12 protein-coding genes and 1 riboswitch are annotated in these 12,089 nt (G+C 71.8%); all 12 genes read left to right on the top strand.

Going from position 1 to position 12,089, the window contains the following annotated elements; genetic code table 11:
- Positions 1-5 precede the first annotated feature (5 nt).
- Positions 6-1,217, top strand: coding sequence for a glycine cleavage system aminomethyltransferase GcvT (gcvT, locus tag OHL10_RS11645; RefSeq protein ID WP_265522386.1), 1,212 nt, complete (start codon positions 6-8; stop codon positions 1,215-1,217).
- Between the two features lie 48 nt (positions 1,218-1,265).
- A complete protein-coding gene (gene gcvH / locus OHL10_RS11640; RefSeq protein WP_265522385.1) occupies positions 1,266-1,646 on the top strand; it encodes a glycine cleavage system protein GcvH in 381 nt (126 codons plus the stop codon).
- Between the two features lie 68 nt (positions 1,647-1,714).
- Positions 1,715-2,224 (top strand): RrF2 family transcriptional regulator, encoded by a 510-nt coding sequence (locus OHL10_RS11635; protein ID WP_265522384.1) that lies wholly within the window; start codon positions 1,715-1,717, stop codon positions 2,222-2,224.
- A gap of 126 nt (positions 2,225-2,350) precedes the next feature.
- A riboswitch (SAM riboswitch) is annotated at positions 2,351-2,447 on the top strand.
- 326 nt (positions 2,448-2,773) lie between these two features.
- The gene (locus OHL10_RS11630; RefSeq protein WP_265522383.1) at positions 2,774-3,961 is read left to right on the top strand and encodes an LLM class flavin-dependent oxidoreductase; all 1,188 of its coding nucleotides are present in this window, start codon (positions 2,774-2,776) and stop codon (positions 3,959-3,961) included.
- Entirely contained in the window at positions 3,958-5,379 is a 1,422-nt protein-coding gene (locus tag OHL10_RS11625; protein ID WP_322645550.1) for an NtaA/DmoA family FMN-dependent monooxygenase, read from the top strand. Before OHL10_RS11630 ends, OHL10_RS11625 begins: the two co-directional genes overlap by 4 nt.
- A gap of 27 nt (positions 5,380-5,406) precedes the next feature.
- On the top strand, positions 5,407-6,267 hold the full coding sequence (locus OHL10_RS11620) for a DUF1684 domain-containing protein (RefSeq protein ID WP_265522382.1): 861 nt from the start codon (positions 5,407-5,409) through the stop codon (positions 6,265-6,267).
- Positions 6,264-6,944 (top strand): GNAT family N-acetyltransferase, encoded by a 681-nt coding sequence (locus tag OHL10_RS11615; RefSeq protein ID WP_265522381.1) that lies wholly within the window; start codon positions 6,264-6,266, stop codon positions 6,942-6,944. Before OHL10_RS11620 ends, OHL10_RS11615 begins: the two co-directional genes overlap by 4 nt.
- 3 nt (positions 6,945-6,947) lie before the next feature.
- Complete coding sequence (locus OHL10_RS11610; RefSeq protein ID WP_265522380.1) at positions 6,948-8,090, top strand: amino acid ABC transporter permease; 1,143 nt, start codon at positions 6,948-6,950, stop codon at positions 8,088-8,090.
- A complete protein-coding gene (locus tag OHL10_RS11605; RefSeq protein ID WP_265522379.1) occupies positions 8,087-8,902 on the top strand; it encodes an amino acid ABC transporter ATP-binding protein in 816 nt (271 codons plus the stop codon). The genes OHL10_RS11610 and OHL10_RS11605 overlap by 4 nt, the downstream gene beginning before the upstream one ends.
- 77 nt (positions 8,903-8,979) lie before the next feature.
- Complete coding sequence (locus OHL10_RS11600; protein WP_265522378.1) at positions 8,980-9,984, top strand: ABC transporter substrate-binding protein; 1,005 nt, start codon at positions 8,980-8,982, stop codon at positions 9,982-9,984.
- A gap of 52 nt (positions 9,985-10,036) precedes the next feature.
- On the top strand, positions 10,037-11,233 hold the full coding sequence (locus tag OHL10_RS11595) for an FAD-dependent oxidoreductase (protein WP_265522377.1): 1,197 nt from the start codon (positions 10,037-10,039) through the stop codon (positions 11,231-11,233).
- On the top strand, positions 11,230-12,084 hold the full coding sequence (locus OHL10_RS11590) for a nitroreductase family protein (protein ID WP_265522376.1): 855 nt from the start codon (positions 11,230-11,232) through the stop codon (positions 12,082-12,084). The genes OHL10_RS11595 and OHL10_RS11590 overlap by 4 nt, the downstream gene beginning before the upstream one ends.
- The last annotated feature ends 5 nt before the right edge of the window (positions 12,085-12,089 follow it).

The raw sequence follows: 12,089 nt of genomic DNA, 5'->3' as shown, positions 1-12,089 counted from the left end.
AGGTCATGACCGACGCCACGGACCAGCACACCCCGGACCTGCACACCCCGGACCTGCACAGCCCGCTGCACGACGAGCACGTCGCCCTCGGGGCGAACCTCACGAGCTTCGGCGGCTGGCTCATGCCGCTGCGGTACACGTCGGACCTCGCCGAGCACCGCGCGGTCCGTGCGGCGGCAGGCCTGTTCGACCTGTCCCACATGGGGGAGGTCGAGGTCGCCGGCCCGCAGGCCGCGGCAGCCCTGGACCACGCGCTGGTGGGCAACCTCAGTGCGGTGACGCCCGGCCGTGCCCGGTACACGATGATCTGCGCCGAGGACGGGTCCGTGCTCGACGACCTGGTGGTCTACCGCCTCGCCCCGGAGCGCTTCCTCGTCGTCGCCAACGCGAGCAACGCGCCGCTGGTGACGCGTGAGCTCGTCGCGCGGGCGGCGGGCTTCGACTCCACGGTGACCGACCAGGGCGCGGAGACCGCGCTCGTCGCGGTCCAGGGGCCGCGGGCGGCGGAGATCGTCACCGGACTGGTGGCGGCGCCGGACGATGTACAGATCGTGCGGGACATGAAGTACTACGCCGCTGCGCCCGTGACGCTCACGGTCGGGAGCGGGGGAGCCGCACGAGTCGACGCGCTCGTCGCACGGACCGGCTACACGGGGGAGGACGGCTTCGAGCTCTTCGTCCCTGCCGACCGGGCGGCCGCGCTGTGGCGTACCGTCCTGGCGGCGGGGGAGCCGCTCGGGCTCGTGCCCGCCGGGCTCTCCGCCCGTGACTCGCTGCGTCTCGAGGCGGGCATGCCGCTCTACGGGCACGAGCTGGACACCACGACGACGCCCTACGAGGCCGGCCTCGGGCGGGTCGTCAAGCTCGACAAGGTCGCCGACGACGGCACGCCCCTGCCGTTCGTCGGTCGCGACGCGCTCGCCGCGCGTCGGCAGTCGCCCCCGGCCCGGGTGCTCGTCGGGCTGCGCGGCGTGGGCAAGCGACCCGCCCGGGCGGGCTACGACGTCGTGCTCCCTGCCGCGGGGGGCGAGACCCGCGTGATCGGGCACGTGACGTCGGGTGCGCCGTCGCCCACGCTCGGGTACCCGATCGCGATGGCCTACGTGACTCCCGAGATGTCCGCCGAGGGCACCGAGCTCGCCGTCGACGTCCGGGGCCGCCCCGAACCCGTGGTGGTCGTGCCGCTGCCGTTCTACCGTCGTCCCCAGAACTCCTGACCACCCGTCCGCCCGCCCGTCGGCCGGGCAGCCCCCGAGAGGAACACCATGACCAGCTCTGACGCCACCTTCCCCGCCGGACTGCGGTACACCGCCGAGCACGAGTGGCTCGACGACTCGACGCCCGCGCGCGTCGGCATCACCAGCACCGCCGCCGAGGCGCTCGGCGACATCGTCTACCTGGAGCTCCCCGAGCCGGGCGCACAGGTCACGGCCGGCGCGGTGATCGGGGAGGTCGAGTCGACCAAGTCCGTCTCCGAGCTGTTCTCGCCCGTCACCGGCACCGTGGTCGACGTCAACCAGGCCGCGATCGACGACCCGGCGCTCGTCAACTCCGCGCCCTTCACCGACGGCTGGCTGTTCACCGTCGACGTCACCGAGACCGGCCCCACCCTCAGCGCAGAGGAGTACGCCGCGCTCGCCGGCTGACGCACAGGCCCCCGCGGGAGGCTGCCGCGCGGTCTGTCCCCGCCCGCGCGATCCGGGATACTGGCCAGGTGCGGATCACGGCGAAGATCGACTACGCGGTCCGGGCCTGCGTGGAGCTTGCCGCGGCCTGGGACAGCGCTCCTGGGGCTGCGCCCCGGTTCGTGAAGGCCGAGTCGATCTCGCACGCCCAGGCTGCGCCGGACGCCTTCGTGCTGGGTATCCTCAACCAGCTCAAGCGGGCAGGCCTGGTCGTCAGCAGGCGCGGGGCTGACGGCGGGTACTGCTTGGCGCACCCGCCCGAGAGCATCGTCGTCGCCGACGTGGTCCGGGCGATCGACGGCCCGCTGGCGAACGTCGCCGGCAGCTACGTGGAGGACGTCTCCTATGCCGGCGCCGCCGCACCGGTCCGTGACGTCTGGGTGGCGCTGCGTGCGGCGATGCGTTCGGTGCTGGACACGGTATCGCTCGCGGACATCGCAGGCGGCGAGCTTCCGCCGGACGTCCGTCGCCTGCTCGCTGACGAAACGGCGTGGAGCACGCGTCCGCACGGGCGCGAGACGCGAGTGCGAGGTCGCTGACCTCGTCTACCGGGAGCGCGCAGTGCTCTCGTAGGCGCTTCCTGAGTGAAACAGTCCACAATGTGGGAAGGTCGGCCGTTTCGTTGACGACCCCGCCGCGCGCTCGTATGTTCCCGTCCTGACAACGGTCACGAGTTCCGACGCGAAGCCCCGGCTCGTCGGACGGCAACCCTCCCGCGCGGCGGGGTGCCCCGGGTGAGGACCAGGTCTCGAGGTGCACGCCCGGCCGGGCCGCGCATCGAGACAACGACGCGGAGCCCGAGCAGGGCACGAAGGAGACGGACGATGACGAGGTACGGGACGAGCGCCGCGGTGACCTGCCCGCCGATGCTCTCCGACGCCTGTCCGTCTGCCCGGTCCGCGCTGCGCGCATCCTGTTGTCGCTGACGCGCTGACCCCCCCCGCGGCCGGACTCCCGGCCGCGCGCGACACCCCGAGCCATCACCCGCCCCGCCGTCGATCGGCGCCCGGGCGGGAACTCCCGCGCCGATCAGGCGCGCCAGCTCCGCAGTGCGCTCTCGTGCACGCCTTCAGAACGGACACAACACCATGGTTTTCCCGTACCCCGACGACCACACGGCCCCGCGGTCGGTGCACCTCGGCATCGACCTGACCGACGGCGGCGCGCACCCGGCGGCGTGGCGGGCAGTCGGCTCGCAGTCGCAGCGCTTGTTCGACGCCGGCCGCCTTCTCGAGCTCGTCACGACAGCCCAACGTGGACTGCTCGACCTCGTCACCTTCGACGACGGCTTCGCGTTGCAGCCGCGGGGTCGCGGCGCTGTGCAGGGGCGTCTGGACGCCGCCCTGGTGGCGTCGCGCCTGGCCCCTCGCTCGGCCGGCATCGGTCTGGTCCCGACCATCGACACCACCCACACCGAGCCGTTCCACGTCTCCAAGGCGATCGCGACGATCGACCACGTGAGCGCCGGGCGCGCCGGGTGGCAGGTGTCGTGGTCGACCGGTGCACCGGAGGCCGCGGCGTTCGGCCGCAAGGGTCCGCAGGGCGAGGCCGACGCCGTGGCCGAGGCCGACGAGGCCGTCGAGGTCGTCACTCGCCTGTGGGACTCGTGGGAGGACGACGCGGAGATCAGGGACGCCTCGACCGGCCGGTTCATCGACCGGGAGAAGCTCCACTACATCGACCACGAGGGCATCAGGTTCGCGGTGAAGGGACCGTCGATCACGCCCCGCTCTCCTCAGGGCCAGCCACCGGTGGTCGTCAGCGCCACGTCCGACGAGGCGCTCGCGCTGGCCGCGCGCAGGGCCGACGTCGTGCGGGTCTCTGCCGTCGACGCCGGTCAGGCAGCTGCGGTGCGCGCGCGGATCCGGGATGCCGCGGCGGCCGCGGGCCGCGACCCTGACACGGTGCGCGTCCTCGTCGACACCTACGTGGTGATCGGAGCCGACCGCGCGAGCGCGCAGGCACGGCTCGACCTGCTGGAGGACCTCGACGGGATCACGTGGGACACCGACTCGCTCACGCACGTCGGGACCGCACGGGACCTCGCGGCGACCGTCGAGGAATGGACGGAAGGTGGGTCGGCTGACGGCTTCCACCTGCGGCCCTCGTCGTTGAGCACAGATCTCGACGCGATCGTCGACCAGGTCGTACCTCTCCTGCAGTCGGCCGAGATCTTCCGCCGGGAGTACCCCGGGACGACCTTGCGGCAGACGCTCGGCCTCGAGCGTCCTGCCAACCGCTTCGCGACCGCACCGGTCGCCCGAGAGACCGCGTGAGCGACGACATGAGCACGGTGAACCCCGGATCCCGGGCACGCAAGCAGATCCACCTCGGCGTCCACTTTCCGGGGGTGAACAACACGACCGTGTGGAGCGACCCCAGATCGGCGAGCCAGATCGACTTCTCCTCGTTCGAGCACCTCGCGCGCCGCGCCGAGGAGGCACGACTGGACTTCTTCTTCCTGGCCGAGGGCCTGCGCCTGCGGGAGCACAAGGGCCGGATCCATGACCTCGACGTCGTCGGTCGACCCGATACGCTGCCGGTGCTCGCCGCGGTCGCGGCCGTCACGGACCGGATCGGGCTGGCAGGCACGATCAACACGACGTTCAACGAGCCCTACGAGCTGGCCCGCCAGTTCGCGACCCTGGACATCCTCTCGGGCGGCAGGGCCGCGTGGAACCTCGTGACCAGCTCTGACGCGTTCACGGGCGAGAACTTCCGTCGCGGGGGATACCTCCCGCACGCGGAACGCTACGAGCGTGCGGCGGAGGTCGTCGAGGTCGCGCGGAAGCTGTGGGACTCGTGGGGCGACGACGCGGTGCTCGCCGACCGACGGACCGGGGACTTCCTCCGCCCTGACGCGGTACGGCCCGTGGACCACCGGGGGAAGCACGCCCAGGTCTCCGGCCTCTTCACGACGCCGCGCGGCCCTCAGGGGCATCCGGTGCTCTTCCAGGCGGGGGACTCGACCGATGGCCGGGACTTCGCCGCGGCGACGGCTGACGTGGTCTTCTCCGCCCACTCGACGTTCGAGGCGGGGCGTACGTTCTACGACGACGTCAAGGGTCGGCTCGCGGCGCACGGTCGTGCGCGCGATGCCCTGAAGATCCTCCCTGCCACGACCGTGGTGCTGGGGGACGACCTGCAGGATGCGCAGGCGAAGGCCTGGGAGATCCGGCTCCAGCAGGTACCTGGTCGGACCGCGATCGCGTTCCTCGAGCAGCTGTGGGGGCGTGACCTCGAGGAGTACGACCCTGAAGGCCCGCTGCCCGATGTCGAACCTGACGTGGACAACGTCTCGATCACGCGTGGGCGTGTGCGCCACGCGGCGGACCCTCGGGCGGTCGCCGCCGCGTGGCGAGCCGAGGCGGAGGCCAACGACTGGTCGATCCGACGCCTGGTCATCGAGAAGACCGCACGCGGTGGATTCGTCGGCACCGCGCAGCAGGTCGCCGACGACATCGACCGTCACGTCCAGGAGGACGCCTCCGACGGGTTCATCCTCGTCCCGCACCTCACACCCGGGGGACTCGACGAGGTCTTCGACCGCGTCGTCCCGCTGCTGCAGGAGCGCGGCTCGTTCCGCGCGGAGTACGCCGGCACCACCCTGCGCGAGCACCTCGGTCTGGCGGCTCCCGGACGTGGCGACGACCCGGAGACGGCCGACCTCACCAGCGCGACGCTGGTCGGCTGACCGGCCACGAGCAAGGAGGAGCACCTGATGACCAGCATCGTGACCACGAGTCCCGCGCAGTCCGCCGTCGCCGAGCACGCGCAGTGGCGGGCCCGACGCGAGGCCGGGCTCCGCGAGCCGCACGGCTGGCGGTCGCTCGTCGACTACCTGTGGCTCCCCAGCACACCGAGCCCGCTGCCGGGGCTGCCGGGGGAGTGGTGGACCGACAGGTCCGCACTCGACCGGCCGTCGGCGAGACTGCGGGGCTCGGCGTCGGAGCCGTTCACCGTCGCAGGGTCGGATGACGTCCTCGTCGGGGTGCACACGGTCGTCGTCGAGGAAGGCGGCTCGACAGTAGTCGGGCACTTCCTGCCCGAGGGTCGTGAAGATGCCGGGACGGTACCGTCCCGCGTAGCCGTCGAGCTTGTCCGTCGCACCGGCCGGTACGCGCTGCGGCTGCGCGACCCGCACGCCGCGGCGCGGCACGACGCCGCTGGTGTCCCCACCTTTCCCTACGACCCGAGCTGGGTCCTCGACGCCCCGGTGCGCTGGTTCGAGGAGCCCCGGACGATCGTGGTCGGTGCCGCGCGGCCCGGCCTCGTCCACGAGGTGCAGGCTGTCGGAGAGGTCCAGGTGGAGCGTGACGGCATCGTCGCGACCGTCGTCCTCACCGGGAGCGCGAGAGGTCCGGTGGGACTCCTGTTCACCGACGAGGCCGGCGAGGTCGCGCCGTGGCGTGTGGTGTGGGTCGAGGAGCCCGCCGTGCCCGGGACGGTGGGCACGCTGCGTCTCGACCTCAACAGGGCGGTCAACCTGCCCTTCGCGTTCAGCGACTTCGGGACGTGCCCGGCTCCGGTCCCCGGAAACCATGTGCCGTTCGCGGTGACAGCAGGGGAGAAGGCGCCGTGACCGCGCCGACGACACGGCCTGAGCAGGTCGGGCTCGTCACGCCGGAGACACCCACGCTCGAGGTGCGCTCGGTGCACCTGGAGGATCCGCTGGTCCGCCCCCTGGTCGACGAGCTGTCGCGGGAGTACTGGAACCGCTACCGCCGGGTGCTGACCGCTGAGCAGCTGCGGGAGGAGATGGAGCACTACCCGGCACGTGACTTCGCGCCACCCCACGGTGACCTCATCCTCCTGCTCGAGCACGCACGTCCGGCGTCGCAGGTTCCCTCCACCGACGCCGTGGTCGCGGGCGGAGCGTTCCGTCGCCGGACGGAGCCCGAGCTCGGCGACGCCGACCGGCTGACCCGGCCGGGCACCCGACGCACCGACGGTTCTCCGGCAGTGCGGACGGCAGAGCTCAAGCGGATCTGGACCCACTCTGCCCACCGACGCCGAGGCCTCGCCCGTCAGGTGCTCGCCGAGCTGGAGCAGCGCGCAGCCGCCCGGGGGTACCGCCGGATCTATCTGACGACCGGCCCGCGCCAGCCGGAGGCGGCAGGTCTCTACCTCGCGACCGGGTACACCGCACTCTTCGACCGTGCTGCGGAACCGGAGACCCTCGGTCCGCTCGCGTTCGAGAAGTGGCTGTGTACCGACACGCCCCGACGCGCACCCCTCCTCCTGCCCTCCCGAAGGTGAACCATGAGCACAGTCCTCCCGCAGGACGAGTCCCGACAGATCGCGCCGCCCCCGGCGGCGCAGCCTGCTGACTCCTCCGGCGACCCGTCCGCACGTTCGTCCACGCTTCCGCCTACGAAACCGCCGCGGCAGGCACCGTCCGGAGACTTCGAGAGCCTTCGAGTCCTCCCCGCCCGCCAACCTGGGCGGTGGGTCGCGACGGCAGCCGTCGCCGTGCTGCTCGCGATGGCCCTCAGCTCGCTGGTGACGAACCCGCGCTGGGAGTGGGACGTCGTCGCGCAGTACCTCGTGTGGCCCTCGATCGTCGACGGCCTGTGGGGCACGCTCCGGCTCACCGCGGCCGCCGCCGCCGTCGGCTTCGGCCTCGGCACGGTCCTCGCGCTGATGCGGCTCTCGCGCTCGCCCCTGCTGCAGTCCGTGTCGTGGGGTTACACGTGGGTCTTCCGTTCGGTCCCGCTGATCCTGCAGCTCCTGCTCTGGTACAACCTCGCGTACCTGTACCCGACGCTCTCGCTCGGCATCCCCTTCGGCCCTGAGCTCCTGTCGTTCGGCACGCTGGACGTGATCGACAAGTTCGGGGCGGCGGTCCTGGGCCTGGGGCTGTCGCAGGCCGCGTACTCGGCAGAGATCGTGCGAGCGGGGATCCTCGGCGTCGACCAGGGGCAGCACGAGGCAGCGGCAGCGCTTGGGATACCGCGTGCCCGCCAGTCCGCCCGGATCGTCCTGCCGCAGGCGATGCGGACGATCGTGCCGACGTCGGTGAACGAGATCATCGGTCTCGTCAAGGGGACCTCGATCGTCTACGTCCTCGCGTACGGCGAGCTCTTCTACACCGTGACGGTGATCTACGGCCGCAACCAGCGCGTCGTGCCCCTGCTCATGGTGGCGGCGATCTGGTACCTCGTCATCACGACGGTCCTCACCGTCGCGCAGTTCTACGTCGAGCGCCACTACGCGAAGGGCGCCGTGCGGACCTTGCCCCCCACACCTGTGCAGAAGGTGCGCTGGTCGGTGCAGATCGCCTGGTCCCGTGTCAGCGGCAAGCCTCTGCCACCGAGCATCCCGCCCGCTTACGCGGTCCGCGCCCTCCCGCAGCGTGGGCACCTCACGCGGACGGGCCGCGCCCACGTCGGAGGTGCGCGATGACCGTCGTCGAGACCACCACGCAGGCTTCGGGCGCACCGACGCAGGGGCACCTCGCCGTGCACGGCGTGCACAAGTCCTACGGCACGCTCGAGGTGCTCCGCGGCATCGACCTCGAGGTGCGCCCCGGCGAGGTGACCGTGATCCTCGGCCCGTCGGGTTCGGGCAAGTCGACGCTGCTGCGCGTCATCAACCACCTCGAGAAGGTCGACCGCGGTTTCGTCGCCCTCGACGGCGAGCTCATCGGCTACGCACGCAGACGCACGCCGACGGGCGAGGTGCTGCGTGAGCTCAAGGAGAAGGAGATCCTCGTGCAGCGCACGTCGATCGGCTTCGTCTTCCAGAACTTCAACCTCTTCGGCCACCTGACCGTCCTCGAGAACATCGTCGAGGCGCCCGTCTCCGCGCAGAAGCGACGCCGGTCCGAGGTCGAGGCGCAGGCGCGCGAGCTGCTCGAGCGCGTCGGCCTGGCGGACAAGGCAGACGCCCGGCCCCGGCAGCTCTCCGGCGGACAGCAGCAGCGGGTGGCGATCGCCCGCGCGCTCGCCACCCGCCCGCGGCTCCTGCTCTTCGACGAGCCGACCTCGGCGCTCGATCCCGAGCTGGTCGGTGACGTCCTCGACGTCATCAAGGACCTCGCTCGCACCGGCACGACCATGATCGTCGTCACGCACGAGGTCGGCTTCGCTCGAGAGCTTGCCGACACCGTCGTCTTCATGGACGACGGCCGGATCGTCGAGCAGGGCCCTCCGTCCCAGGTGCTCGACGCCCCCCGCGAGGACCGCACCCGCACTTTTCTCCAGAAGGTCCTCTGACCTTTCTCGCCGTGTCGGCCCGACCCGTCGGCACCCATCCGTCAGTACCGAACCAGCAGAACCACGAGAGGCACACCATGAACCGCACCACCCGCCCCCAGCGCATCCGGCTCGCCGCCGTGATGCTGACGGTCCCGCTCGTCGCCGGCCTCGCGGCCTGCGCGTCGGCCGACGGCTCCGAACCGGGCGGCGCGAGCGACCTGCAAGCCGCGGCCGAGGCTGCAGGCCTCGAGGTCAACACGTCCCCCGACCAGGAGCGCATCCGTACGACGGTGTCTGACGAGGCCGTCGCGCTCCTCCCGCCGGAGTTCGCCGACACCGACACCCTGACCGTCTCGGTGAGCTCCTACGTCGCTCCGCTCGCCTTCCTCGCCGACGACGAGCAGACCCCTATCGGCAACGAGACCGACATCGCCCAGCTCGTCGCCGACGCACTGAACAAGGAGCTCGTGCTCGAGGTCCGGGCGTGGGCCGACTGGCCGCTCGCCCTGCAGTCAGGCGACGTCGACGCCGTGATCTCCAACGTCACGGTGACCGAGGAGCGCAAGGAGCTGTACGACTTCTCGACCTACCGCAACGACGAGCTCGGTTGGCTCGCCCGTGCGGACAACGAGGAGATCACCTCGATCACCGAGGCGGCCGACGTCGCGGGCCTGACGGTGGCGGTGGGTTCCGGCACGAACCAGGAGAAGATCCTGCTCGAGTGGGACCGCCTCAACACCGAGGCAGGCCTCGAACCCGTCGAGATCGAGTACTTCGAGAACGACGGCGACACGATCCTCGCCCTGCAGTCCGGCCGGATCGACGTGCAGGTCGGGCCGAACGCCACGGCGTCGTACAAGGCCAAGGTCTCTCCGCAGGACTTCAAGGTCGTGGGCACGCTCAACGGAGGGTGGCCCGACACTGCCCAGATCGCCGCGACGACGCTCAAGGGGAACGGCCTCGCCCCGGCGGTGACGGCCGCGCTCAACCACGCCTTCGACGACGGCACGTATCTCGAGGTTCTCGAGCGCTGGGGCCTGGAGAGCGAGGCGATCGAGACCTCCGAGACCAACCCGCCCGGGCTGCCGAAGACCGAGTGACGTCGCAGCACCGGCCCACACCCGCACTGCACCCACCGACCGAGGAGACGCGATGACCGAGACGGTGAGTCACGTCGTCGTCGGTGGGGGCGTCATGGGTTCGGCGGCCGCCTGGCAGCTCGCTCGCCGGGGCCACGACGTGGTCCTGCTCGAGCGGTTCGGGCCGGGGCACACGCACGGCGCGTCGCACGGTGCCTCCCGGATCTACCGGACCACCTATGGTCAGGTCGAGTACCTCGACCTCGCCGAGGAGGCGTTGCGCCTCTGGCGTGAGCTGGAGGGCGAGACAGGCGGATCGTTGCTCGATCCCACGGGCGGCGTGAGCCACGGGGTGCGTGACCTGCGCCCCGTCGCGGAAGCGTTCTCCGCGCGTGGCATCGAGCACGCGTGGTTGTCGCCCGATGCGGCCGCGGAGCGGTGGCCCGGACTGAGGTTCGAGGGCCGTGTCCTGCACGAGGTCGCCACGGCCGGTCGGCTGCACGCCGACCGGTCCGTGGCTGCCCTGCAGCAGGCGGCCAAGGCCTACGGTGCGGACCTGCGTCACGAGACGCCGGTACGACACCTCGAGCCCTCGGGCGACGGCGTCAGGGTCGTGACCGACGTCGGAGTCCTGCGTGCGGCGCGCGTCGTCCTCGCGGTCGGCGCCTGGAGTGCAGGGCTGTTGCGAGGGGCGGGTATCGAGGACGACCTGCCGGTCGTCGTCACCCAGGAGCAGCCGGTGCACTTCGCGACCGCTCCCGGTGCGTCTGCCGAGGACTCCTGGCCGAGCTTCGTGCACGACCCGGGGCCGGACTCGCACTGGCCGAGCGGCACCTACGGACTGGCCACACCTGGCGAAGGCATCAAGGTGGGCTTCCACGGCGTCGGGCCCGTGATCGACCCGGACCGGCGCTCGTACACCGCGGACGCCGTCCAGCTCGGTCTCCTGCGCGACTACGCCCGGACCTGGATCCCGGGTGTGGACCCGGACCGGTACGACGCCGTGACGTGTACCTACACGACCACCCCCGACCACGACTTCGTGCTCGACCGGCGGGGCCCTCTCGTGGTGGCGGCAGGGTTCTCCGGCCACGGCTTCAAGTTCGCCCCTGCCGTGGGGCGGGTGCTGGCAGACCTGACCGAGCCCGACGCACGACCCGCCCCCGCCCGGTTCGAGCTCGCCCGCGCGGCGCTGGCCCGGTCCGCCGGAACACGACCACCACCCGCGGCCACGTCCCCGACCCCGACGACCCCGAGAGCGACCCCATGACCCTCACCTCGACTCCCTCGACCGCATCGGTCGGCCGCGAGCGCTCGCGGCGCCGTCTCGCCGAACGGTACGGCTCCGCCCAGAACCTCGACGTCGCCGCGCACAACGACGTCCTGGACGTCCAGCTCCGGCACCGCACCGTGCGCAGCTATCTGCCTGACGCGCTCGAGCCGAGCATCGTGCCGACGCTCGTCGCGGCGGCGCAGTCGGCGCCCAGCTCGTCGAACCTGCAGCTCTGGAGCGTGGTCGCCGTCGAGGACGCGGGACGCCGGGACCGGATCGCGGCGCTCGCCGGCGGCCAGGAGCACATCCGCACGGCTCCGCTGCTGCTCGTCTGGGTCGCCGACCTCGCCCGGGCACGGGCGATCGGGTCGGCCGCGGACGTGCACCTGGAAGGCAGCGAGTTCCTGGAGTCGACGCTCGTCGCCGTGATCGACGCGGCGCTCGCCGCACAGAACGCGCTCGTCGCCGCCGAGTCCCTCGGGCTCGGCACGGTCTACATCGGGGCGGTGCGCAACCACCCGCAGCAGATCGCCGCCGAGCTCGGCCTGCCGCCCGGGGTCGTCGCGGTGGTCGGTCTCGTCGTCGGGCACGCGGACCCTGCGGGCGGTGAGCGCGTCAAGCCTCGGCTGCCCCAGGAGGCCGTCCTGCACCGCGAGCGCTACGACCTCGATTCGCAGGACGCGCACGTCGCGACCTACGAACAGCTGATCGAGCCGTTCTACCGGTCCGAGGGTCTGCCGGGTGGATGGCGTGAGCGAGTGATCGACCGTCTGCGCGTCCCCGGCTCCCTCAAGGGCCGTGCCCATCTCCGCTCGGCGCTCGAGGCGCTCGGGCTCCCGTCGAAGTAGTGCAG

Source organism: Oerskovia flava, from assembly GCF_026163685.1.
In the GTDB taxonomy this organism is placed as follows: Bacteria; Actinomycetota; Actinomycetes; order Actinomycetales; family Cellulomonadaceae; genus Oerskovia_A; species Oerskovia_A flava.
Note: the sequence above shows the minus strand (reverse complement) of the source record. Positions and strands in the feature narration are given on the sequence as shown.